This is a genomic window from Bacillus sp. bc15, assembly GCF_900142585.1.
GTDB lineage: Bacteria > Bacillota > Bacilli > Bacillales > Bacillaceae_G > Bacillus_A > Bacillus_A cereus.
Genome location: NZ_FRBJ01000001.1, coordinates 1,133,805 through 1,156,882, shown reverse-complemented (window position 1 = coordinate 1,156,882; position 23,078 = coordinate 1,133,805). Strand labels below are relative to the sequence as shown.

Here is a 23,078-nt window from a genome sequence, read left to right as displayed (position 1 = left end):
CTCCAATTGTTAGACACCGTCTAACAATTGGAGGTGCAGTTTTTTATGTATGAATGTCATGGTACAAGGAACAATCACATATTGTAAAAATGAAGAGTTTAAGCTATTTGCATAAATATGGAATATGCACTAAAATAAATATTGTTAAAATTCTGTTAATTATATTATAATACAAGGTAAGCGGATACATTTTTTAATCAACGTTGAGTTCCTCGCTCATACGACTATTAAGAAACCCGTTATCCTCGTATAAGAAAGGAAGATAGCTGTGTACGCTTCAAATACAATTTATATCGTAGGGGATGCGAAAGCACCTCAAAATAATCCCATTACTGAAAAGTTTAAAAGCTATTTCGTAGCATTTGTACTTGTTAAGGATACAGGGGAAATTGTAGATGCAGACTGCTCAGCGACAATTGAATTAACATCTCAATTTGTTAAATATTTATTTCTACATAAAAATATAAATGACCCGGCGTTAGTAATGGAAGTAAAGAACCGATATTTCGGCTCTTCTCAAAAAGCGTTACTTGTAGCGCTAAAAGATGCACAGAAAAAATATAATCAGATTGCTGCTTTGTCTACTCAATCATAGACAAAATCCAGCCGTAAGAATCATTCTTATGGCTGGATTTTTTTATTTCATATTATCATCCTACACCAAAAGTAAACGAAAACAAAGTAGAGAGATAGGAGAGTAAATGCTCAATAGGTTTACCTAATAATCTGTGGGTATAAATTTCCAGTGGATTAAGATTTCACTTCATTGGAAGAAGAAAGGATGAACAAAATGAAAATTACAGACGTAAAAGTAAATCGTAGACGTATAAAACTGCATACACCGTTTAAAACCGCACTTCGTACTGTAACAGAAATTGAAAGTATAGATGTTTATATTCATACAGACGAAGGATTGATTGGTAAGGGGGCTGCAGCCGCAACGCCAGTTATTACGGGTGATTTCACCAGTGGAATGGAAGAAGCGATTTTAGGACCGATGCGTTCATGTTTAATTGGTCAAGATATCATTCAGTTTCAGCAGTTACTACAGCGCATTCAAATGAGTTGTATTGGAAATTCAAGTGCGAAAGCAGCGGTAGATATCGCTTTATATGATGTATATTGCCAATATCAAAATGTGCCGTTATATGCATTGTTAGGCGGGAAGAAAGAAATTTATACCGATATTACAGTGAGTGTGGATGAGCCTGTATTAATGGCAAAAGAAGCGAAGAAACATATAGAAAAAGGATTTCAAACATTAAAGATTAAAGTGGGTAAAGAGGCGCATTTAGATTTGGAACGTATTGAGGCAATTCGAAATGTGGTACCAAGAAATACGACATTACGTTTAGATGCGAATCAAGGTTGGAGTCCAAAAGAAGCGATCTCTATCATTCAAGAGATGGAAAATCGTAATTTAAATATAGAATTTATTGAACAACCAGTACACGCGAAAGATTGGGATGGGTTAAAGTACGTCAAAGATCGTGTGCAAACGCCAATTATGGCCGATGAAAGTATATTTTCAGCAAGTGATGCATTAAAGCTCGTTCAAGGAAGATACGCAGACTTAATTAATATTAAATTAATGAAATGTGGTGGCATACGTGAAGCATGGCGTATTGCAGATATCGCAGAAACGGCTGGTGTGAAGTGTATGGTGGGAAGCATGATGGAATCTTCACTTTCCGTTAGCGCTGTTGCACATTTAGCGGCAGCACATCCTAATATACATTATTTTGATCTTGATGCACCGCTTTGGTTAATGGAAGAGCCAGAAGGAATGACTTATTCTGGATCAAAGGTAAACCTTCAATCGACAGTGAATAGTAAGTCTTAGGAAAAGAGACTAGTAAATTATTTTTTTAAGGGGGATATATATGAAAAAAGTAGGAACTGCATTTTTAACAACTTTATTTATATTTTCATCGTTTACATCGGCAAATGCTGAAGAAAAGAAGGATAATAAAGCATTTATAGATGTATCTGCTGCAACGTTATGGACAGCACCTGATTCATTAAGGTCAATCGATACACCGAGTGCAACAAATCCAGTGGATCTATGGAAATGGACGAAATCAATGACACTTGACGAGAAACTATGGTTAACAAATGCAAATAAATTAGAAACACAAGCGTTACTCGGTCAAGAAGTAACCGTTATTGATAAGAAAGGCGAGTGGGTGAAGGTATTAGTGCATGGACAGCCAACACCACGAAATGAAGAAGGTTATCCGGGCTGGATGCCTGAAAAGCAATTAACATATAATCAAGAATTTGCAGATAAAACAAATGAACCTTTTGTGTTAATAACAAAGCCAACTGCGATTTTATATATAAATCCTTCTGAAAAACATAAATCACTTGAAGTCAGTTATAATACAAGACTGCCGCTATTAAGTGAAGACACAATTTCATACCGTGTATTGTTGCCAAATGGTCAGAAAGCATGGCTACGAAAAAATGATGGAACAGTTTACCGTTCTCAAACTGATATTCCAAAACCGACAGCTGATGATTTAATTAACACAGGGAAAATGTTTTTAGGTTTACCGTATATATGGGCTGGTACAAGTGGTTTTGGATTTGATTGCTCTGGCTTCACGCATACGATCTATAAATCGCACGGCATTACAATTCCGCGAGATTCTGGACCGCAATCAAGAGCAGGAATTGCAGTTGATAAAGAAAGCTTACAAAAGGGAGATTTAATCTTCTTTGCACATGATCAAGGGAAAGGTAGTGTCCATCACGTTGCAATGTATATTGGTGATGGCAATATGATTCACTCACCAAGAGCTGAAAGGTCGGTAGAGATTATACCACTAAATACACCAGGATATATAGAAGAATACGCTGGTGCTCGTCGTTACTTACCTTAAAAATAGAGGGGGTTTTTAAATGAAAAAAGTTGTTCGTTACTCATTAGTTAGTACTCTATTAGTTTCTTCATTTTTAGTTGGCTGCGCAAAAGAAAAAACTACAACAAAGCCGAAAGATGAAAAGAAAGTATTACAGTTACTAGAAACGGGTGAAATTCCGTCGTTAAACTCAGTGAAAGTCACAGATGCAGTCTCGTTTAACGTTTTGAATAACGTAATGGAAGGACTATTCCGTCTATCGAAAAATGATGAAGTAATTGAGGCAGGCGCACAAAAATATGAAGTGAGTAAAGATGGAAAGATATATACATTTCATTTGCGTGATGCGAAATGGTCAAACGGAGATCCAGTAACCGCTCATGATTACGTATACGCTTGGAAGCAATTGATTAATCCAGATACCGCTTCTCAATATGCATACATTGCGTACGATGTGAAAAACGCTGAGAAGATAAATAAAAAACAACTAGGTCTAGATGAATTAGGAGTAAAAGCGAAGGATGATAAAACGTTCGTCGTAGAGCTAGAACATCCTGTACCGTATTTTACGAAATTATTAATTTTACCATCCTTCTATCCAATTAACGAAAAATATGCGAAAGAGCAAGGTGATAAATACGGATTAGAAGCAAATAAAGCGGTATATAATGGACCATTTACATTATCAGAGTGGAAGCATGAAGCTAGCTTTACAATGAAGAAAAACGATAAGTATTGGGATAAAAAAGAAGTGAAGTTAGATGAAGTAAACTATCAAATTGTAAAAGAAATTTCAACTGCGGTAAATTTATATGAAACAGATAAAGTTGATAGAGCTGTTATTTCTACAGAATTCGTGGATAAATATAAAAATAATAAAGAGCTAAAACAATATACAGATCCAGTTATGTACTTCTTCCGATTTAATGAAAATGTACCGATTCTTAAAAATAAAAATGCACGTCTTGCGCTAAGTACAGTTTTTGATAAGAAAGGACTTGCGGATTCATTTTTAAATGATGGTTCGGTTGCTGCAAACTATTACGTACCAAAAGGATTTTTAAAGGGACCAGATAAAAAAGATTTTAGAAGTACGGCAGGTGAGTTTAATAAAACTGATGTAAAAAAAGCGAAAGAATATTGGGAAAAGGCAAAGCAAGAAACAGGTACAGATGAAGTGACGTTAGAACTATTAAATTATGACTTAGAAAACTTTAAAAAAGTTGGAGAGTACATTAAAGAGCAGCTTGAGAAAAATTTACCAGGTTTAAAAGTGAATGTGAAATTGCAACCACATACGCAAAAATTAGCACTAGAGAAGAAGAAAGAATATGAAATGTCGTTATCACGCTGGTTACCGGATTATCCAGATCCAATGACTTACTTAGAAGTATTCCTTTCTGGAAGCAGTGTTAATAATACAGAATATGCAAACCCAGAATATGATGCGTTAATTAAGAAGATTAAAACAGAATTAGGTAATGATGAAAAAGCTCGCTGGAAAGCAATGCAAGAAGCTGAAAAAATGCTACTTGATGATGCAGTAATTGCACCGGTATTCCAGCGCGGATTATCTTACTTACAAAAACCATATGTGAAAGATTTATATGTACATCAATTTGGTCCAGCTACAAGTTTAAAAGGGGCAGATGTACAAAAATAAAAGAATGGAGAAACAGACTTCACGTATGTGATAGTCTGTTTTTTTGTACAGTTCCGAATGAAATATAGACATTTCATATGTTTTTTTACGACTTAAAAATAAAATTATTACTAAAATTCCAGTGTGAAATTTATGTAGAATCTTGTATAATTAACGTGTTTCTATGGAAACATTTTCTTGCGCTATTTCTATAGGATTTAATAGAACAAGGAAGGAAATACATACATGTATATAATAGACAAATAGAATGGAACATGTATAGAGAAAAAGGAGAGAAAAGATGGCGTGTCAAAGACAAGGGTTACAATTTAATAACGATAGAAAGAGGGACAGAAGATGAAAATGAAGCATGCTTTTGGTCCTATAATTTTAGCGTGTGTGCTTTTTTTCATTATCATTCTAATCCCATCGAAAAGTTTAGTATCGCTTATTAGTGATAAGAAGGTAGAAGATGCGGCTACTTCTTTACAAAAAGAGAAATTACAAAGTGTTTTCTTACAGCAAAAAATGTTAGAGAATTCACAGTATTTACCGATGTACGGTTCATCAGAATTTTTACGAATGGATGCATATCATCCGTCTAATTATTTCAAAGTAAATCCAGCTGGTTTTACACCGTTTTTAATTGGAACTGGCGGTACACAAAGCTTAGCTCATATTTTAAATATGACATCTACTATGGATGAATTAGAAGGTAAAAAAGTAGTCTTTGTTCTTTCACCACAATGGTTTACAAAGACTGGTGTCTCACAAGGGGATTTCACTAATAATTTCTCCAAACAACAAGCATATCATTTTATTTTTAATGATGAGATAAATCCAGAAATGAAGAAGCAAATCGCGAAACGGCTATTAGATTATAAAGTTGTTCAAGAAGATGATATATTAAAAAATTCATTAGAAGGTATTGTATATAATGATACAAAACATAACATAAAAGCAGGTTTAGCTAAACTACTTGCTTATATGCATCGAAATATTTTAGATCATAGAGATTTATTTAACTCTTTATTTAAAATCGAACCGATGAAAGAGAAAACAAATATCGGACTTCGTTCAATTTCTTGGGAAGATGCACGTAAACATGCGGAACAAGAAGGGAAAGCTGAGTCTACTACAAATACATTCGGAATTGAAAATCCGTATTATCATAAGAATAAACTGAAGAAAAAACTAAAAGGTTTAAAAAACTTTAGAGCAAATGAAACATATGATGAATCACCAGAATATGATGATTTACAAATTATTTTAGATTTATTTAAAGAGAAAAATGTCAAACCACTCTTTATTTCTGTACCTGTAAATGGGCCTTGGTATGATTATACTGGCTTCCCGAAAGAACGCCGTGAAGTGTATTATAATAAAGTTCGAGAACAGGTTGAGAAAGCAGGATATCCAGTAGTTGATTTCTCTGGTCATGAATATGATAAGTATTTCTTAAAAGATACGATTCATTTAGGCTGGAAAGGTTGGATTTATTTTGATGAAGCAGTGCAGAAATTTTATTCTGAGAAATAAAGTATAGAAATCGGAATGGCTATGAGCCGTTCCGATTTTTTTAGTATAGAGGATTTTAGTGAGGGCAATTTGGGAATGCATGTATATCTTGAACCTGTCTATAATCATAATGTTTCATTGCGAACTGAGCTTGGTAAAGGTATTCATACACATATAATTGACCATCATGCGCTGAACATAATACGCCAGAAGTTCCTTGCCCATTTATGAAGGAAATACCGATAGGGCGTCCGATTAAGTATGGTATTTTTTGCTGCCAATGCATAGGGGAATCACTCCTTTTTGAGATAATATACGAAAAGAATGATCGAATGGTTGCTTATCCATGTAAATGTAGATGGAAAGGTGTTATATAATTCCTGAAGATTAATTCATATATAAATAAAAAACCGCTATAATTCCGAATGAATTTATAGCGGTTTTTTATTATATTCTTAAGCGAGATTTTTACGCTTTTTTGTCCATTTTTTTATAACGAAGTATAAAAGTATAAGTACGACGCCACCAATTGCGAATGATTTCACATACGGACCAGCAATATCATTTATATTCTCCCAATTTTCACCTAGTTTTTCACCTAAATAAATGAAAATGATTGACCAAGGGATGATTGCGAGTGCTGTTAATGTAGTGAAACGTAGTAAAGGCATTTTTGTAATACCAGCAGGAATTGAAATCGTATGACGCACTACTGGAATGAAGCGTGCTGTAAAAATGACGCCAGTTCCGTAACGATTAAACCAATCTTCTGCAGCATCTATTTGTTTTTTATGTATGAAAATATATTTTCCGTAACGTTCTAATATAGGGCGTCCGCCGTATCGTCCAAGCCAATAAATAAAGATTTGAGCAATAACACCGCCAATTGTACCGAATACAACAGCGCCTATAAATGAGATACTTCCATTGAATACTAAGTATCCTGCATAAGCAAGGACAATTTCACTTGGGATAATCTCAATCATAAGTCCAAGCATAATGCCCCAATAACCTAATCCTTCAAAAAACGTTAATACTGAATGAATAAAACTACTTAACATTGTTGCACCTTCTAGTTTATGAATTTTTGAGTATAAGAACCTTTTATTTAATCACGTAAAAGGTTCACTATATGTAGATTATACCTTATTTACATAGGGGATTGCTATTTCAATTCTTTTATGTCTCTCATAAGTATTATAGTAAAGGATATAAGCCGCGTTTTTATGAAGGGTTAATGAAAAGATTATTAAAAATTTCTCATAAAAAAATAGAAGCATTTCTGCTCCTATTTTTTAAGGCTTCACATCTAAGTTCTGTAAAAATAAAGTTGCTGTTACGTAACGCTTTGCTAACATTTGTACATAAGCGGTATGTACAGAAAGGGTCGCAATGATAATAGCGTTACGAATTGCTTCGCGTTGTTCGTTATTAATTTGATCGAACTTGCTTGCGATTTTATCAGCTTTTTCTTTTACGATGTTTTCAATTGTATGAACTGTATCTGTTGCATTTAGTTGTAAGCAATTCCCTTGATTGAGTTCTTCAAATAGAGAAGAGTATGCTACATATAAATGAACAGGATTGATTAAATCATCACTTCGATCGGCTGGGTCATTAACGATAAGGCGTAATAGCTTACGAATTGATTCAAAATCAAGTGCTGTTTTTAAATCTTCGACAATAAATAGTAAGGCTGCTTGTTCAATCGAATATTTTTTCCCTTTTTGAGGAGAGCCAATCATTTCTTTTATATCTCGTTTCACCCAGTTTTGCATAGCAGTTACAGAGAAACTTGTGTTTTCAATCTGATTTCCAAGCGCAACTATTTCATTTAAAGAAAAACCGACATCAGTATCGTCAATTTTAATCAGCTTTTCAAAAATAGGAGAAAGTGCGGTAGTAATAAAAGCTGTAACGCTTTGTCCGCTTTCAATATCTTTTTTATGTGACTTTGCCCAAGCTTCTTGTAAAATACCGAGAGGCTTTTTCGTATTCCATCCTCTTAGTGATAGAAGAAGGGTAGCCATTTCGTTTCGTGTGAGATGAAATGTTTCCATCTTTTCACCTCCAAAATAATAAAAAGTTCTTATGAACTTATAATATGTTTTGTTTCATTTAAAGTCAATTCTGTTTTGCTTAATTTTTCCTTTGTCACCAAACTGTTGAAAGTAAATAATACTTGCATATTTCGACAAAAGTTCATATAATAAGTTCATAAGAACCTTTAAAATGTTCTTAAAAACAAATCTATCATTCTGAATTTACTAGAAAGATAGATTTCACATATATCTATATAAAAGGAGAATGGATATAATATGTTGAAAAAACTTGTAGCAGTAATGACAGCATTCATGGTTATCTTTGGGGCTAGCAGCTTTATGTTCGTAGATCATGCAGCAGCGAAAAGTTACAAATCTGGTAAAAAATCATTTACACCAAGTTCAGGTCAAAAGTCAAAAGTTGATTTAAACAAAAAAGACTCAAATGTAAATTCTCAAAAAACGACTCCAGATTCAAAAACGAAAGCAACAAACACAGCACCAAAAAGTAATAAAGGAAGCTTTATGAAAGGTTTATTACTAGGTGGTCTTGGTGGTTTACTAATGGGTAGCTTATTTGCAAATATGGGAGCTCTTGGTTCTGTATTAGCATTTATGGTAAATATGTTAGTAATGGCTGGTATCGTAATGTTAGCAGTTCGTGCATTTAAATACTTCAAAGACCAACGTAAAAAGAAGGCAGATGAAGTAGCATGGAAACAATAAAAATTTCTGAACAAGAATTAATAAATGCGCTTTGCGTATATATAGCTGAAAAAAGACAAGTGGGTCCAGAAGAAGTGTTAGTTGAACTCATGTATGACGATGACTACGGTTTCTCTTCGGAAGTAGAGGTAAATGGTCGCCAGCAAATTTTAATTCAAGCAAACTTAATCGAAGCATTACGCTTATTGCTTGACAGAGAATATAATGTCAATTCATTCGCAGCGAGATTACAACTTGAATTAGATGATGAAGAAGGTATTTACGCATTAGCGAAATTTAATAGTGATGAACAATAAGACTGTTAGGGCTTTATGCTCTAGCAGTTTTTTATTTTAATTTATATTTTTAGTATGTTTCCTATTTTGGGATAAAATTCAATTTTTAATAAACTGATGAATTGGTAAAAATATGTTATTCTTATTAAGAATGTTTTATGTTAATAGGAGGATATTATGAAAAAGAAATTATTAGCAACAATTGCTGCGGTATGTTTATCTTTAACTGCTTGTAATTCAACGGAGCAAACAAAAGATGTACAAGCGAATGAAAAAAAAGATAAGAATACTGAACAGCAAACAGCAACAACTAGCCCGAAAGCTAAAGAGATAAAAGAAAAAAGTGCAGTGGAGAGATTATCACAAGATCATAGTGTTTCGTTAGAAGGTGATGGTGCGAATTCTTCTGATTTTTTTGAGTTAAAATCCGGATTTGTTATTGCGGAAGTAGAACATACAGGAGAAAGTAATGCAATTCTAGAGTTAAAAGATGAACAAGGTAATGACTCTGGTTCACTTTCGAATTTTATTGGTAATGGAAAAGAAAAACGTGTAGTTTTATTAAACAAGAGTGGAAAATATTTTATTAATCCAATGGCAGATGGTCACTGGAAAGTGAATATGTCTCAGTCTATTCCAATAGATAAAGTAGTAACAGCTCCAGGAACAATTAGTGGTCACGGATCTGATGTTGTTTTTGTGAAACTTGAAAAAGGTTTGAAAGAATTGCATGGTGTACATAAGAATGGTGAAAGTAATTTTGTAGTGGATTTAAACGATAGCATGATATTTAATGAAATTGGTGCTGCCGATACTACGAAAAAAGTACCTGTAAAAGAAAATGGTATACATATATTCACTATTCAAGCTGATGGTGATTGGACAATCGAAGTGAAATAATTTGAAAAGCTCTCCTTATGTTTTTGATAAGGGGAGCTTTTTGACAAATAAGTCTTATTAAATAATTTCTTGTTGTTTATAGAAATCTTTATCATTTGTTTGGAATTTATGCCATAAATCATTCATCTTTCGTCTACCGATATCTACCATCGGATTAAACTGAATTGCAGCTTTCTGACGAACAGAGTGAACGTTTTGAATGGCGTGATATAATTGTTGGTCGACTATATCATGTTGTTCACCTGCATATTTAGCAATAGATAGACCTGCAACAGTTCCTTGCGCCATCGCAATTTTTCCGCTTTCAATGCCTGTAATATTGCCAGCTACAAATAAACCAGGAAGAGGGGTTTCCATTGTTTCGGAATGGAGAGGAACGTGTCCACCTAATTCTGAAATGTAATGGAAGGGACAACCAGCTACAGCTGCAAGTTCGGCAAGTGGGTATAATCCCCCAGCAATACAAACAAAATCTGCTTCATATATTTTCTCTGATCCATTAATAACATTTCCTTTAGAGTCAATATTAGCAATGCGTACACCTTCAACTTGATCTGTTCCGATAATTTCAAGAGCTGCTTTCCGAAGGTGAAGTGGCGTTCCGTTTATTTTCATTCCGCTGTTTGGATAGAATGTTAATCCAGCTTTTCGAATCCAATCATATTTCATAAAGTGGCTACCTATTCGTAAAATAGCAGAAGGAGCGAGATGTGCTGCATTTAAAAGAGAGTTTAAAACTTCTTCAGGTTCACCAGCTTTTTGACTTAACTCGCTTTTTTCAGGGAGTACAATATGATCTACTTTAATTCCCGCTAATTGCAATTCACTTAAAATGGCGAAAGACAAAATGTTAGCACCAATAATGATTCCTTTTTTTCCAACTTGCACGCGATGAACATTTGTCATAACTTGAGCTGCTCCAATTGACATCACTCCTGGAAGTGTCCAGCCTGGAAGGGGAATAGAATATTCCGCAGCACCAGTAGCAAGTAGTACGAAAGGTGCTTCTAACGTACCGATATTAGTATGTACAAACCAATTGTTTTCATCTTTATCTAAATTATAGACCGAAACACCGCACCTGATATGTACTGAAAGTGATTCTGCTTCTTCATGAAGTCGCTTCGATTCCTCTATTCCGTTCCACCATTCTCCAGTAGGCTCTTGATGCAACTGTCCTAACAATCTCCCACCCGGCTTCATAAATTCATCAATAACGAGCACTTTTAGTCCGAAACGAGCACAAGAGATAGAAGCAGATAATCCCGCTGGTCCTGCACCAATGATAATTACATCACTCATCGTTTTTTCACCATCTCTCTCACGATATTCGGATGCTGTTTCCCGCTTTCAACAACCATGTTTTCTTCTACAACAGTTAAGCATGCGCGTACATTTGTTTGATTATTTACTGTCACGCGGCATTCAGAACAGTGCCCAATATTACAATAAATACCTCGCGGTGTCCCGCTATCTTCATGAACTCTTAATGTCCGTATTTCATTTGCTAACAGGGCAGCAGCTATCGTTTCATGTTCATATGCTTCGTATTGATGACCGTTAAATTGAAAAGTAATACGCTCACTACTTTGTAAAGTACCTAAAATAGGGTGATGTGTAATTCTACTCATTTACTTTCACCTACCGATCCAAAAGTAACTGCACGTATTGGTGGTTGATATTTTAACGGTAGTTCATTAAGAGTTACGTCAGGATTCGCATTTTCAATCATTCGATCTATCATTATTCTGCATGTACGACCACCGCAAAATCCCATGCCAGCACGTGTTCTTAGTTTTAATTCTCTTGCCGAGCAGTTATATTCAGCAATTGTCGATTGAAGTTGTCCGTATGTAACCTCTTCACAACGACAAACGATTAAGTTGTTTTTATTGGTCATGTGTATTCCTCCTCTAGTTCGGTTTGCACAAATTATATATGCAAAAATCATGCCAATATAGAGGAAGGAGAGAGAGCTACCTGTAAACGCCTAATCGGTGCATACTGCTTCTTTATTGAAGTCCAAGTTTTTTTAAACGGTTATATAAAGTAGCCCTTGTTACGCCAAGTTGTTTTGCACATTCTAATTTATTCCCATTTAAAATTCGTAAAGCCCTTTCAATAACTTTTTTCTCATGCTCATCCATCTCTTCTTGTAAAGAAAGGATTGTATTATTGTTGCTGAGTAATAAGGAATGAGCTGTATGATTGTCTAAATTTTCGGTTGTATGAAATGGTAAATATTCTTGTTTTATAATTCCGTCTGTCGCAAATACCACAAGTCGTTCAACAACGTTTCGAAGTTCGCGAATATTACCTGGCCAATTGTAATGAAGCAGTTCATGCATAATGCTTGAAGGTAAGTCACGAATTGGTCTGTTATAGTTGATTGAAAAATCGTTTAAGAATGAGTATGTGAGTTCGATAATATCCTCTCGTCTTTCACGCAGCGGTGGAATATGCAGGCTAACTACATTTAAACGATAATATAAATCTTCTCGGAAAGTTCCTTTTCTCATTTCTTCTTGTAAATCCCGATTTGTAGCAGCGATAATGCGGAAATCAATATTAATTTCTTTTTCTCCGCCAACTCGGTAATACTTTCGTTCTTGTAGTACACGTAACAGTTTTACTTGCATATCGAGCGGCATTTCGCCAATCTCATCGAGGAATAAAGTACCGCCTTGCGCGAGTTCAATTTTACCTTTTTTTCCTTTACTATTTGCTCCAGAAAACGCCCCACGCTCGTAACCGAATAATTCACTTTCAAATAACGCTTCTGGAATTGCCCCGCAGTTAATCGAAATGAAAGGCGCCTTCGCTGCCTCACTTGCTTCATGAATTGCTTTCGCAAATACTTCTTTTCCAACTCCGCTTTCCCCAAGTATTAAAACAGTTGATTTCACCGAACAAACTTTTCTAGCTAATTGTATCGTTCTTTGTATAACAGGACTTTTCCCATTCATCGCAAGGAATGGATCGGATTCATCTTTATACTTTGCCACTTCTTGTTCTAAACGGTGCATTTCATGTGACATATTAAATAGTTTTTCATTTAAAGCGACTTGATTTGTAACATCTGTTTCTGAAACGACTGCTCCTATAATTTCATCATTACAATAAACTGGATTTGAATTAATTAATACGAATAAATCGGGACGAGGCTGATGGAACTGAGCGACTATGCTTTTTCCATCATGTAAAGATTGTAAAATTTCCAAGTCTTTATAATCAAAAAAACGAGTAATCGGTTGCCCAATAATTTCATTATGGTTGACTGAAAATATTTTTTCAGCACCATCTGTCCAAGTTCGAACGCATTCTTTACTATCAATGACTGTAACAGAAGAGTCAGTTGTTTGTATTACGGTGTCATAAAATGCCTGTAGTTCATTGTAGGACTTATAAAGAAATGGAATCATTTGCTGAGAAGTTATACAGCATATCGGCTCATCGTTTTCGTTAAGGATGATAACAGCTAATTCATAAGAAAAAGCGTCAATTAGTGCAGTGAATGAGTCATCTACATAAATAATGGCGCAATTATATTCATCTGTAGTAGAAGGGAGATAATAAAACCTTTCGTTTACTTGCTTAATGTGATTAAGGCTACATGTATGATCGATTAAAACACGTTCCAAAAACTCTTGTATAGTCGGAAATGAAAATGCCATAATGCCCTCCTGTTATGTATAAAAATTTTGACAGTGATAAAAAAATAATACACCTATTTACTGTAAATTTAAATTATTTTTACAAATAAAAATATTGTTTATGGAAATTGTATATATGAAGAATTGGCACGTCAATTGCATAAAAGAAAGTGAGAGGTTTAGGGAAAGGAGGAGTATATTGTGAGGCACTGCGACGTTTTAATTATAGGTGGTGGAATAATAGGGTGTTCTATCGCTTATTACACTTCAAAATACGGAAGAGACGTAACAATCATTGAAAAAGGAGAATTTGTCAGCGGGACGTCTTCACGGTGTGATGGGAATATTTTGGCCATTGATAAAGATCCGGGATTTGATAGTCAAATGTCTTTAGTAAGTCAAAAATTAGTAACTGATTTAAGTGAAAAATTAGAGCATTCATTTGAATATAGGGCACCAGGAAGTATTCTCGTATGTGAGTCAGACGAAGAGATGGAAGCTGCGCAACAATGGGTAGATCGGCAAAAAGAAGCTGGATTACCGTTTCGAATGCTTGATAGGCAAGATATAAGAGAAGAGTCGCCTTTTTTTGCTGATGATTTATTAGGCGGTTTAGAATGTGCGACGGATTCAACTGTGAATCCATATCTCCTTGCTTTCTCGCTTCTGTCAGAGGCACAAAAGTTTGGCGCAAAAGCCTTTAAGCAGACCGAAGTAAAGAGTATGAAAATAGAGACGAATGGTTCATTTGTTGTAGAAACTACGAATGGTACTTTTACAGCAAAACAAGTTGTAAATGCAGCCGGTGTGTGGGCTCCTAAGATTGGTCAGATGTTAAATGTAAATATACCAATTGAACCGAGAAAAGGGCATATTATAGTAGCATCAAGGCAACAACATGTAGGATGCCGTAAAGTAATGGAATTCGGTTATTTAATTTCTAAATTTGGCGGAAAAAGAAAAGTAGATGTTTTAACTGAAAAATACGGGGTTGCGCTCGTATTTGAGCCTACTGAAAGTCAAAATTTCTTAATTGGAAGTAGTCGTGAATTTGTAGGGTTTCATACGAGAATAAACAATGAAGTCATTAAATGTATCGCAAATAGAGCGATTCGCTTTTATCCGAAAATGGCAGATATGATGGTAATTCGTTCTTACGCTGGTTTACGTCCGTGGACAGAAGATCATTTGCCGATTATTTCACGAGTGGAACATATTCCGAATTATTTCATTGCCGCTGGACATGAAGGGGATGGGATTAGTCTTGCAGCAGTTACTGGGAAAGTAATTGAAGAGTTATTAAATGAAAAAGAGACAATTATTCCTATTGAACCACTTCGTTTGAGTCGTTTTACAGAAAGGGTGTTAAACGGATGAGGTCACAAAGAGTCTTTACGACTATTGATACACATACGGGCGGGAATCCAACGAGGACATTAATTAGCGGACTTCCAAAGTTGATTGGAGAGACGATGGCAGAGAAGATGTTACATATGAAAAAGGAATATGATTGGATTCGAAAATTGTTAATGAATGAACCGCGTGGTCATGATGTAATGTCAGGGGCATTATTAACAGACCCATGTCATCCTGAGGCTGATATAGGTGTTATATACATAGAGACAGGTGGATACTTACCGATGTGCGGTCACGATACAATCGGTGTATGTACAGCGTTAGTTGAATCAGGTTTAATTCCAGTAGTTGAACCGATTACTTCTTTAAAACTAGATACCCCGGCTGGCTTAGTGGAAGTAGATATTGCTGTTCAAGATGGAAAAGCAAAAGAGGTATCTTTCTGTAACATACCAGCTTTTTTATTGAAAAATATTACTGTACACGTCAAAGACATTGGAACTGTAGAGGCTGATATTGCGTATGGAGGGAATTTTTATGCCATTATTGATGCGAAGTCAGTAGGCCTAGAATTAGTACCAGAAAATGCATCTACAATCATCGATAAGGCGATTCATATAAGAAACACAATTAATGAGAAGTTTGAAATCATTCATCCAGAGTATTCGTTTATTAGAGGATTAACACATGTTGAATTTTATACAGATGCTACTCATGAATGTGCGCATGTGAAAAATACAGTTGTTGTACCACCAGGCGGAATAGATCGATCCCCATGCGGTACAGGAACATCTGCGAAGCTAGCTGTATTATACGCTCAGAAAGAAATCAAAATTGGTGAAGAGTTCATTCATGAGAGTATCGTTGGTTCTTTATTTAAAGGATATGTCGTGAATACGACACATGTTGAAAATATTGAAGCTGTCATAACGAAAATTACGGGATCAGCTTGGCTTATGGGTATGCATAAATTTTTTTACAATGAAATGGATCCACTCAAAGAAGGATTTTTGCTAATTCCGCCGATGGAACATGAAACGGAGGATATAAAATGAACATTCAAAAAATGTATACAGCAGTAGACGTACATGTAAATGGCGAGGCATTTCGTGTAATGAAAGACGTACCATGCAAATACTACTACAGTTTGGAGCAATTAAATGAACAATTTTCAGGTGAATTAGCAGAAGAGATGAAGCTTTTATTAAATGAACCACGTGGTTTTATCGGTTTGAATGGGTGTATTGTCGTTCCATCTATCCATAATGAAGTGGATGCAGCTGTATTATTTTTTAATCATGAAGGTTCGATTCCGCTTCATTATGGGGGCATGGTTGCGGTAATAACGATGTTACTCGAAAGTGGGTATTTAAAAAAGAGAGAGTCCAATCAATACAAAATTGAAACGTTATCTGGAATATTTTTAGTTCATGCGTATGTAGAGAATGATGAAGTTATATCTGTTTCGTTTGAAAGCAAACTTTGCTATTTGATTGAGGAAAATTTACAGGTTGGTAATGTAAGTTATTCTCTCATACAAGCAGATAAAGTATATGCAGTTGTAGAAAAAGGTGCGTATTCGCCAGAAATTCGTGTTGAAAACATTTCAGAATTGAAAAGATGGGGAGAAGCTACACTGCAGGCTATACAAAAACAGTCGCTAATAAAAAGGCTTATTTTAGTAGATCCTTCGCAAAAAGAAAAGAACCATATAAAGTCGATTACATTTCATGAAGATAACTTTATCGTACGTTCGCCAGGTTTTGTTTCTACTATCGTTTCCTATGTTCATGCATTATTTAAAAATGATTATATGGCGGATAAACCTTTTAAAAATGAAAGTATATTTAATAGTTTTATAACTGTGGAAAAAGTGAAGAAGGAGGAACTAGGATACATTTTCCGTTTTGAAAGTAGAGGATTTATTACAGGGATGCAGACGTTTCTATTAGACCCTACGGATCCGTTTCCGGCAGGATTCTTATTAAAATAAAATGTGATAGGGAGAGATAAATATGCAAAAAATTAAAGGGGCATTTCCAGTATTAATAACACCGATGGATGAATTTCAGGAAATTAATTGGGATGGGGTAAAACAAAATGTAAATTACTTTATCGAACAAAAGGTTGCAGGTATTATCATTAATGGAAGTACAGGAGAGTTTGTAAGTTTATCAAAAGAAGAACGATTTAAAATGGTAGAAACTGTGTTGAAAGAAATTGATGGCCGTATTCCAGTCATTGTTGGAACTGCAGCAGAGACCACAAAAGAAACAATTGAATATACGAAACATGCAGAAGCGCACGGAGCGGATTGTGCATTAATTATAAACTCTTACTATTGTAAACCGAAGGAAGAGGAGATTTATTTTCATTTTAAAGAAATCTCAAACTCTGTAAATATACCAATTATGCTATACAATAACCCATTTACTTCTGGTGTCGATATGAGTACAGAGCTAATGCTCCGTATTGGAAAAGAGTGTGAAAATGTTACACATATTAAAGAATCTAGCGGAGATATTCGAAAAGCGAGAGATTTAGTAAGACAAAGTGAAGGGGCTTTCCAAGTCTTCTGTGGTTCTGAAGATTTAGTTATGGAATCATATTTAGTTGGTGCTTCGGGATGGGTTTCAGTAGCAGGAAATATCGTTCCCGGTCTCGTTACAAAAATGTATGAGCATTTTCAAAATGGTGAATTAGAAAAGGCGTGGGAAATAAACGATGCTATTTTACCACTTTGCGAGTTTCTTGAAGGATCAGGGAAATATGTTCAAATCGTTAAACGTTCCATGGAATTACATGGGCAAGCGGGAGGACCTTCTCGCTATCCAAGACTAGGATTAACTGTTGACGAAGATCAAAAGCTTCAAACGATTTTATCAAATATTGCAGCTCATGCAGCTGTTTAAATAAGGAGGAGAACATAATGTTAAAGACAAATATTGAGCTGAAACCAAAAGTGGAAGCGTTTTTAAATGAAGAAATTAAAATGTTTATTAATGGCGAATTTGTTTCTGCTATTGGCGGAAAGACGTTTGAAACATACAATCCAGCAACAGAAGATGTTCTAGCAGTCGTATGTGAAGCGCAAGAAGAGGATATTGATGCTGCAGTAAAAGCAGCAAGATCTGCATTTAAATCTGGTCCGTGGGCAGAAATGACTACTGCTGAAAGAGCGCATCTTATTTATAAGTTAGCAGATTTAATTGAAGAACATAGAGAAGAATTAGCGCAACTAGAAGCTTTAGATAATGGAAAGCCATATCAAGTAGCACTTGATGATGATATTTCAGCGACTGTAGAAAATTATCGTTATTACGCAGGATGGGCTACAAAAATTATTGGGCAAACAATCCCAATTTCAAAAGATTACTTAAATTACACGAGACATGAACCTGTAGGTGTTGTAGGTCAGATTATTCCGTGGAACTTTCCGCTCGTTATGTCTTCTTGGAAAATGGGAGCTGCACTGGCGACAGGTTGTACGATCGTATTAAAACCAGCAGAGCAAACACCTTTATCCTTACTATATACAGCAAAACTCTTTAAAGAGGCTGGATTTCCAAACGGTGTTGTAAACTTTGTACCAGGCTTTGGTCCTGAAGCAGGAGCAGCAATTGTAAATCATCATGACATTGATAAAGTTGCTTTTACAGGATCTACTGTTACAGGAAAGTATATTATGCGTCAGTCTGCAGAAATGATTAAGCATGTAACGTTAGAGCTTGGCGGCAAATCACCAAACATCATTTTAGAAGATGCGGACTTGGAAGAAGCAATTAATGGTGCATTCCAAGGTATTATGTATAATCATGGTCAAAATTGTAGCGCAGGATCACGTGTATTTGTTCATCGTAAACATTATGAAACTGTAGTAGATGCACTTGTGAAAATGGCGAACAACGTAAAACTTGGAGCAGGTATGGAGAAAGGAACGGAAATGGGTCCACTCGTATCTAAGAAACAACAAGAGCGTGTGTTAAATTACATTGAGCAAGGGAAGAAAGAAGGTGCTACAGTTGCGGCTGGTGGCGAACGTGCGCTTGAAAAAGGTTATTTCGTTAAACCAACTGTATTCACAGATGTTACAGACGATATGACAATCGTTAAGGAAGAAATATTTGGACCAGTTGTTGTTGTACTTCCATTTGATTCGACAGAAGAAGTAATTGAACGAGCGAACAACTCATCCTATGGCCTTGCTGCGGGTGTATGGACGCAAAATATCAAAACGGGTCATCAAGTGGCAAATAAATTAAAAGCAGGAACAGTGTGGATTAATGATTATAACTTAGAAAATGCAGCTGCACCATTTGGTGGATACAAACAATCTGGTATTGGCCGCGAATTAGGTTCATATGCGCTTGATAATTATACAGAAGTGAAAAGTGTTTGGGTAAATATAAAGTAATAGGGTGTTTTACTGACAAAAATTGAGGGATGAAATAATGAAAGATGCGGACAACTAGAAAGTTTGATAATAGTTGTCCGTTTTCTTATATACAAAATTGCTTTTCAAAAGAATGATAAGGGGGATTTGGATGGAGAATTTAGTAGAATGGTTAGTAGGGCAAGTGTGGAGTATCGGTTTAGTTGTTTTTGCATTAGGGGCAGGCGTATATTTCACGATTGCAACACGTTTTTTGCAAATTCGTTATTTTAAAGAGATGATTAAACTATTATTTGAAGGAAAGAGTTCCGAGACGGGAATATCATCTTTTCAGGCATTTTGTTTAGCCTTATCAGGAAGAGTTGGAATTGGTAATATTGCAGGGGTAGCGACAGCGATCGCTTTCGGCGGGCCTGGAGCTGTATTTTGGATGTGGGTAATGGCTTTGTTAGGGGCAGCGAGTGCGTTTGTTGAATCAACATTATCTCAAGTATACAAAAGTAAAGTAGGGAATGAATATCGCGGCGGTACTCCATATTTCATTGAGAAAGGTTTAAAAATGAAATGGTTTGCAGTCATTGTAGCGGTAGTTGTAACACTTTCATATGGCATGTTATTACCAGGTATTCAATCTAGTAGTATCGCAGTTGGATTCGAAAACTCTAATGGTATTAACAAATATATAACTGGTATATTTTTAGTCGTGTTACTAGCGGCAATTATTTTTGGTGGTGTAAAGAGAATTGCTGGCGTTTCTCAAATGCTTGTTCCATTTATGGCAATTGGTTATGTAATTGTTACATGTATCATATTAATTGCGAATGTAACGGAGATCCCAAGTATGTTTGCTTTAATTTTCTCTAGCGCATTTGGTGTAAATGAAATGTTTGGTGGAATTGTTGGTGCAGCTATTGCATGGGGTGTAAAACGTGCTGTATTTTCAAACGTTGCTGGTGTCGGAGAAGCGACGTATAGTTCGGCTGCTGCTGAAGTATCGCATCCTGCAAAACAAGGATTAGTTCAAGCGTTTTCCGTATATATCGATACAATTGTCGTATGTACAGCGACAGCTCTTATGATATTAATTACAGGTATGTATAATGTTATACCTGAAGGGAAAAGCGCTATTGTAAAAAACATAGGAAATGTGGAAGCAGGTCCAATTTATACGCAACAAGCAGTTGAAACTGTGATGACAGGGTTTGGTCCAATATTTATTTCAATTGCAATTTTCTTTTTTGCATTTACAACGTTACTCGCTTATTACTATATCGCTGAAACGACACTTACTTATTTAGATCGTCAATTGAAGTATGGCTGGTTAAAACCAGTTTTAAAATTTGGATTTTTAATTATGGTTTACATCGGTAGTGTTGAATCAGCGTCGCTTTTATGGAATCTCGGAGATTTAGGAATCGGTAGTATGGCATGGTTAAACTTAATCGCGATTCTATTATTAAGTAAAATCGCATTAAAAGTGTTAAAAGACTATGAAAGGCAGAAAAAAGAAGGGAAAGATCCAGTATTTAATCCTAAAAATGTGGGGATTGAAGGATTAACATTTTGGGAAGAAAGAAGTAAAGAGGTTGAAAGAAAAAGTTCTAGAGAAAAAGTTATTGTAGATGATAATTTAAAATTATAACGTAAATTAACTGAAAATTCTTAATTTAAAAGAAGGTATATTGCCTCCATTTCATCGCATACTACAATAGGTATGGATAATATGACTGGAGGGAATAAGATGGAACATGAGCAACATAGTTCGATAAATGATATTCTACATCATTATAAAGAAGGTATAGGTAGTTTTACAAATCAAATTCCTGAAATCGCTGAGACATATAATGCGTTCACGCAAGCTTGTTTTCAAGAGGGTGCTTTAACAAAAAGAGAAAAACAACTTATTGCATTAGGAATTAGTTTAGCAACGCAAGATGAGTATTGTACAATTTATCATACAAAAGGTTGTCTTGATCAAGGATGTTCGGATAAAGAGATTCTGGAAGCATGTGGTGTTTCAGCAGCATTTGCTGGCGGAGCTGCGATGAGTCAAGCGGTAACTTTAGTGCAAGAGTGTTTAACAGAACTGAAAAATCAAAAGCATTGAATAAAAAACGTTTTAAACTTTATGTTTAAAACGTTTTTTATGTGAAATTAAATTTGAGTATAAACATTATCTAGGATGGGTTCAATTTTTATCGTTTTCAATTTGTATTCAATTTAATATTCTATATCTTCATAAATAGATTTTCCTACATCAGGAAGAATTGTGTATATACTCTTACCGATTAAAGCTTCTAATTCTTTCTTAATCGCATAAAACCCTTTCCAATGTAAAGATGTATGAGATGTTGTACCATGACGCAAACCAACGGAAATTAATCTTCTTTCCAGCGTAGTAAAGCCATCTGCATCAGCAAGAGCGTCACAAAGAGTAATTACTTTATTATATAAGTCGTAGTTACTATGTTCATTCAATATTGCAACTAATCGGCTTTTCATATGGTCAGGAACGAGACTCCATTCCGCTGCGATATCTATATGTTCATTTTTACAGGGAAATGAGTGTGTCACACAAATAATGGCGTTTCCTGTATATCCTAAATCATTCATATACATATAACCATCATAGGAATGAATGACCGATTTGGTAAAACCTTTGTATCTTCCGATATCATGCAAAAGGGCAGCGTTATATGCTATGTCAGCATCTAGCTTGTACCCTTTTTTTATAAGTTCTATAATTATGTTTTCAGTTGCATGAGCAACATGTAGTGAATGTTCAAACCAAGGGCCCGGGTTTTGTTCATATGCCCATTTGAGTAATTCTTTTGCGTACGTTCTATCTAATATATATTTCATATCGTTATCCTTTCAAAAAAAATCATATCTTAATATAAATTCATCTTATTATTTCATTATTCCTTCTTTAAAAATTGTTACAATGAAACAAAAGGGGGAAAAGTAATGCGAAATTTAGTAATTGAAGAAATTAAGAAACTAGAAAATGATATGGAAGAACTTTCGAAACTTTTGAAAATGGTTGTAAATGATGGGGCATCAATTGGTTTTTTGCCTCCACTGGAACAAAAAGACGCAACAAAGTATTGGCAAACAGTATTAGCGCCAGAAGTGATATTGTATGTGGCTAAAATAAACAACGAAGTAGCAGGGAGTATTCAATTACAATTAGTTACAAAGCCTAACGGAATTCATAGAGCCGAGATTTGTAAATTAATGACTCATCCAAACTTTAGACGTAACGGTATTGGACGATCGCTTATGCAAAAAGCAGAGGAACGAGCAAAGCAAGAAAACAGGTCTCTTTTAGTATTAGATACTAGAGAAGGAGATCCTTCCAATAAATTGTACAAATCACTAGACTACCAAGAAGTTGGAACAATACCAGGGTATGCAATTTCTCCGAATGGAAAGTTAGATGCTACGGTTATTTATTATAAAAACATTTAAGGTATAATCAAACGGGGAGAGTGCTTAATTATTAGTAAGTGAATAATAAACGACTATTTTTAACACAGTCTATATTTTTCTGGCGGTGTTAAAATAGTTAATTATAATCTAATTAACGCACTAAATGAATTTGAGAAAGTTTTTAGAGGGTTCTTTTAGTAATGATTCTCGTCTTATAATAAATGTAGAGAAGATGACTAGGCAACTATAGTTATTTTCGCTTTATTATTGGAAGGGG

The 23,078-nt window shown here is 35.1% G+C and carries 24 protein-coding genes; 16 read left to right on the top strand and 8 right to left on the bottom strand.

All coding sequences use genetic code 11. The annotated features are described in order from the left end of the window. The first annotated feature begins 268 nt into the window (after window positions 1-268). From BUA87_RS05795 to dltD, 5 genes are all read left to right on the top strand, one after another. Window positions 269-595: a DUF3870 domain-containing protein gene (locus tag BUA87_RS05795; protein WP_000271315.1), complete on the top strand. Its 327-nt coding sequence runs from the start codon at window positions 269-271 to the stop codon at window positions 593-595. A gap of 186 nt (window positions 596-781) precedes the next feature. Then, on the top strand, window positions 782-1,843 hold the full coding sequence (locus BUA87_RS05790; RefSeq protein ID WP_025118374.1) for a dipeptide epimerase: 1,062 nt from the start codon (window positions 782-784) through the stop codon (window positions 1,841-1,843). Window positions 1,844-1,883: 40 nt separating this feature from the next. After that, entirely contained in the window at window positions 1,884-2,885 is a 1,002-nt protein-coding gene (locus BUA87_RS05785) for a C40 family peptidase (RefSeq protein ID WP_000755424.1), read from the top strand. 19 nt (window positions 2,886-2,904) lie between these two features. Then, complete coding sequence (locus tag BUA87_RS05780) at window positions 2,905-4,527, top strand: peptide ABC transporter substrate-binding protein (RefSeq protein WP_000758268.1); 1,623 nt, start codon at window positions 2,905-2,907, stop codon at window positions 4,525-4,527. A gap of 336 nt (window positions 4,528-4,863) precedes the next feature. After that, a complete protein-coding gene (gene dltD, locus BUA87_RS05775; protein WP_000782298.1) occupies window positions 4,864-6,045 on the top strand; it encodes a D-alanyl-lipoteichoic acid biosynthesis protein DltD in 1,182 nt (393 codons plus the stop codon). Between the two features lie 55 nt (window positions 6,046-6,100). Here the strand turns inward: dltD and BUA87_RS05770 are convergent, their stop codons facing one another. The 3 genes from BUA87_RS05770 to BUA87_RS05760 all read right to left on the bottom strand — a co-directional run bounded on the left by BUA87_RS05770 (window position 6,101) and on the right by BUA87_RS05760 (window position 8,084). Then, the gene (locus tag BUA87_RS05770) at window positions 6,101-6,310 is read right to left on the bottom strand and encodes a hypothetical protein (RefSeq protein WP_000558691.1); all 210 of its coding nucleotides are present in this window, start codon (window positions 6,308-6,310) and stop codon (window positions 6,101-6,103) included. A gap of 169 nt (window positions 6,311-6,479) precedes the next feature. Continuing rightward, window positions 6,480-7,085, bottom strand: coding sequence for an undecaprenyl phosphate transporter UptA (locus BUA87_RS05765; RefSeq protein WP_072938742.1), 606 nt, complete (start codon window positions 7,083-7,085; stop codon window positions 6,480-6,482). A 234-nt stretch (window positions 7,086-7,319) separates the two neighbouring features. Next, the gene (locus tag BUA87_RS05760) at window positions 7,320-8,084 is read right to left on the bottom strand and encodes a DUF1836 domain-containing protein (protein ID WP_000447231.1); all 765 of its coding nucleotides are present in this window, start codon (window positions 8,082-8,084) and stop codon (window positions 7,320-7,322) included. Between the two features lie 258 nt (window positions 8,085-8,342). Here BUA87_RS05760 and BUA87_RS05755 point away from each other — a divergent pair, with 258 nt between their 5' ends. The 3 genes from BUA87_RS05755 to BUA87_RS05745 all read left to right on the top strand — a co-directional run bounded on the left by BUA87_RS05755 (window position 8,343) and on the right by BUA87_RS05745 (window position 9,967). After that, window positions 8,343-8,792, top strand: coding sequence for a hypothetical protein (locus tag BUA87_RS05755; RefSeq protein ID WP_000914478.1), 450 nt, complete (start codon window positions 8,343-8,345; stop codon window positions 8,790-8,792). Further along, on the top strand, window positions 8,780-9,088 hold the full coding sequence (locus BUA87_RS05750; RefSeq protein ID WP_072938739.1) for a YxcD family protein: 309 nt from the start codon (window positions 8,780-8,782) through the stop codon (window positions 9,086-9,088). Before BUA87_RS05755 ends, BUA87_RS05750 begins: the two co-directional genes overlap by 13 nt. Before the next feature lie 156 nt (window positions 9,089-9,244). Next, window positions 9,245-9,967: a hypothetical protein gene (locus BUA87_RS05745; RefSeq protein WP_000727976.1), complete on the top strand. Its 723-nt coding sequence runs from the start codon at window positions 9,245-9,247 to the stop codon at window positions 9,965-9,967. Window positions 9,968-10,024: 57 nt separating this feature from the next. Here the strand turns inward: BUA87_RS05745 and BUA87_RS05740 are convergent, their stop codons facing one another. From BUA87_RS05740 to BUA87_RS05725, 4 genes are all read right to left on the bottom strand, one after another. Continuing rightward, window positions 10,025-11,269: an NAD(P)/FAD-dependent oxidoreductase gene (locus BUA87_RS05740; RefSeq protein WP_001286084.1), complete on the bottom strand. Its 1,245-nt coding sequence runs from the start codon at window positions 11,267-11,269 to the stop codon at window positions 10,025-10,027. Next, window positions 11,266-11,598 carry a (2Fe-2S)-binding protein gene (locus BUA87_RS05735; RefSeq protein ID WP_000087063.1) on the bottom strand — a complete coding sequence of 111 codons (333 nt, stop codon included), beginning with the start codon at window positions 11,596-11,598 and terminating at the stop codon, window positions 11,266-11,268. Before BUA87_RS05735 ends, BUA87_RS05740 begins: the two co-directional genes overlap by 4 nt. After that, a complete protein-coding gene (locus BUA87_RS05730) occupies window positions 11,595-11,867 on the bottom strand; it encodes a (2Fe-2S)-binding protein (RefSeq protein WP_000182619.1) in 273 nt (90 codons plus the stop codon). The genes BUA87_RS05735 and BUA87_RS05730 overlap by 4 nt, the downstream gene beginning before the upstream one ends. 112 nt (window positions 11,868-11,979) lie before the next feature. Beyond that, complete coding sequence (locus BUA87_RS05725) at window positions 11,980-13,641, bottom strand: sigma-54 interaction domain-containing protein (protein ID WP_000885730.1); 1,662 nt, start codon at window positions 13,639-13,641, stop codon at window positions 11,980-11,982. 180 nt (window positions 13,642-13,821) lie between these two features. On the opposite strand from BUA87_RS05725, the gene BUA87_RS05720 reads away from it, so the two are divergent. The 7 genes from BUA87_RS05720 to BUA87_RS05690 all read left to right on the top strand — a co-directional run bounded on the left by BUA87_RS05720 (window position 13,822) and on the right by BUA87_RS05690 (window position 21,476). Then, window positions 13,822-14,997: an NAD(P)/FAD-dependent oxidoreductase gene (locus BUA87_RS05720; RefSeq protein ID WP_001215274.1), complete on the top strand. Its 1,176-nt coding sequence runs from the start codon at window positions 13,822-13,824 to the stop codon at window positions 14,995-14,997. Further along, the gene (locus BUA87_RS05715; protein ID WP_001257537.1) at window positions 14,994-16,031 is read left to right on the top strand and encodes a proline racemase family protein; all 1,038 of its coding nucleotides are present in this window, start codon (window positions 14,994-14,996) and stop codon (window positions 16,029-16,031) included. Before BUA87_RS05720 ends, BUA87_RS05715 begins: the two co-directional genes overlap by 4 nt. Next, complete coding sequence (locus BUA87_RS05710; RefSeq protein WP_072938736.1) at window positions 16,028-16,969, top strand: proline racemase family protein; 942 nt, start codon at window positions 16,028-16,030, stop codon at window positions 16,967-16,969. The genes BUA87_RS05715 and BUA87_RS05710 overlap by 4 nt, the downstream gene beginning before the upstream one ends. A 22-nt stretch (window positions 16,970-16,991) precedes the next feature. Continuing rightward, window positions 16,992-17,888 carry a 4-hydroxy-tetrahydrodipicolinate synthase gene (dapA, locus tag BUA87_RS05705; protein WP_001169449.1) on the top strand — a complete coding sequence of 299 codons (897 nt, stop codon included), beginning with the start codon at window positions 16,992-16,994 and terminating at the stop codon, window positions 17,886-17,888. A 17-nt stretch (window positions 17,889-17,905) separates the two neighbouring features. Continuing rightward, window positions 17,906-19,390 (top strand): aldehyde dehydrogenase family protein, encoded by a 1,485-nt coding sequence (locus BUA87_RS05700; protein ID WP_000920979.1) that lies wholly within the window; start codon window positions 17,906-17,908, stop codon window positions 19,388-19,390. 130 nt (window positions 19,391-19,520) lie between these two features. Then, window positions 19,521-21,011 carry an alanine/glycine:cation symporter family protein gene (locus BUA87_RS05695; RefSeq protein ID WP_000429515.1) on the top strand — a complete coding sequence of 497 codons (1,491 nt, stop codon included), beginning with the start codon at window positions 19,521-19,523 and terminating at the stop codon, window positions 21,009-21,011. Between the two features lie 72 nt (window positions 21,012-21,083). Beyond that, a complete protein-coding gene (locus BUA87_RS05690; RefSeq protein WP_001999958.1) occupies window positions 21,084-21,476 on the top strand; it encodes a carboxymuconolactone decarboxylase family protein in 393 nt (130 codons plus the stop codon). A gap of 113 nt (window positions 21,477-21,589) precedes the next feature. Here BUA87_RS05690 and BUA87_RS05685 read toward each other — a convergent pair whose 3' ends face one another. Beyond that, a complete protein-coding gene (locus BUA87_RS05685; protein ID WP_000875116.1) occupies window positions 21,590-22,231 on the bottom strand; it encodes an HD domain-containing protein in 642 nt (213 codons plus the stop codon). A 105-nt stretch (window positions 22,232-22,336) separates the two neighbouring features. Between BUA87_RS05685 and BUA87_RS05680 the strand changes: the two genes are divergently transcribed. Beyond that, the gene (locus tag BUA87_RS05680; protein ID WP_001245255.1) at window positions 22,337-22,840 is read left to right on the top strand and encodes a GNAT family N-acetyltransferase; all 504 of its coding nucleotides are present in this window, start codon (window positions 22,337-22,339) and stop codon (window positions 22,838-22,840) included. Window positions 22,841-23,078: the final 238 nt, after the last annotated feature.

Excerpts from the sequence above, each read along its gene's own strand:
- BUA87_RS05750 (WP_072938739.1), top strand. The coding sequence starts at position 8,780 with ATGGAAACAATAAAAATTTCTGAACAAGAATTAATAAATGCGCTTTGC.
- BUA87_RS05740 (WP_001286084.1), bottom strand. The coding sequence starts at position 11,269 with ATGAGTGATGTAATTATCATTGGTGCAGGACCAGCGGGATTATCTGCT.
- BUA87_RS05690 (WP_001999958.1), top strand. The coding sequence starts at position 21,084 with ATGGATAATATGACTGGAGGGAATAAGATGGAACATGAGCAACATAGT.
- BUA87_RS05730 (WP_000182619.1), bottom strand. The coding sequence starts at position 11,867 with ATGACCAATAAAAACAACTTAATCGTTTGTCGTTGTGAAGAGGTTACA.
- dltD (WP_000782298.1), top strand. The coding sequence starts at position 4,864 with ATGAAAATGAAGCATGCTTTTGGTCCTATAATTTTAGCGTGTGTGCTT.
- BUA87_RS05780 (WP_000758268.1), top strand. The coding sequence starts at position 2,905 with ATGAAAAAAGTTGTTCGTTACTCATTAGTTAGTACTCTATTAGTTTCT.
- BUA87_RS05760 (WP_000447231.1), bottom strand. The coding sequence starts at position 8,084 with ATGGAAACATTTCATCTCACACGAAACGAAATGGCTACCCTTCTTCTA.
- BUA87_RS05710 (WP_072938736.1), top strand. The coding sequence starts at position 16,028 with ATGAACATTCAAAAAATGTATACAGCAGTAGACGTACATGTAAATGGC.
- BUA87_RS05745 (WP_000727976.1), top strand. The coding sequence starts at position 9,245 with ATGAAAAAGAAATTATTAGCAACAATTGCTGCGGTATGTTTATCTTTA.
- BUA87_RS05790 (WP_025118374.1), top strand. The coding sequence starts at position 782 with ATGAACAAAATGAAAATTACAGACGTAAAAGTAAATCGTAGACGTATA.
- BUA87_RS05770 (WP_000558691.1), bottom strand. The coding sequence starts at position 6,310 with ATGCATTGGCAGCAAAAAATACCATACTTAATCGGACGCCCTATCGGT.
- BUA87_RS05785 (WP_000755424.1), top strand. The coding sequence starts at position 1,884 with ATGAAAAAAGTAGGAACTGCATTTTTAACAACTTTATTTATATTTTCA.
- BUA87_RS05735 (WP_000087063.1), bottom strand. The coding sequence starts at position 11,598 with ATGAGTAGAATTACACATCACCCTATTTTAGGTACTTTACAAAGTAGT.
- BUA87_RS05725 (WP_000885730.1), bottom strand. The coding sequence starts at position 13,641 with ATGGCATTTTCATTTCCGACTATACAAGAGTTTTTGGAACGTGTTTTA.
- BUA87_RS05695 (WP_000429515.1), top strand. The coding sequence starts at position 19,521 with ATGGAGAATTTAGTAGAATGGTTAGTAGGGCAAGTGTGGAGTATCGGT.
- dapA (WP_001169449.1), top strand. The coding sequence starts at position 16,992 with ATGCAAAAAATTAAAGGGGCATTTCCAGTATTAATAACACCGATGGAT.
- BUA87_RS05700 (WP_000920979.1), top strand. The coding sequence starts at position 17,906 with ATGTTAAAGACAAATATTGAGCTGAAACCAAAAGTGGAAGCGTTTTTA.
- BUA87_RS05765 (WP_072938742.1), bottom strand. The coding sequence starts at position 7,085 with ATGTTAAGTAGTTTTATTCATTCAGTATTAACGTTTTTTGAAGGATTA.
- BUA87_RS05715 (WP_001257537.1), top strand. The coding sequence starts at position 14,994 with ATGAGGTCACAAAGAGTCTTTACGACTATTGATACACATACGGGCGGG.
- BUA87_RS05680 (WP_001245255.1), top strand. The coding sequence starts at position 22,337 with ATGCGAAATTTAGTAATTGAAGAAATTAAGAAACTAGAAAATGATATG.
- BUA87_RS05685 (WP_000875116.1), bottom strand. The coding sequence starts at position 22,231 with ATGAAATATATATTAGATAGAACGTACGCAAAAGAATTACTCAAATGG.
- BUA87_RS05755 (WP_000914478.1), top strand. The coding sequence starts at position 8,343 with ATGTTGAAAAAACTTGTAGCAGTAATGACAGCATTCATGGTTATCTTT.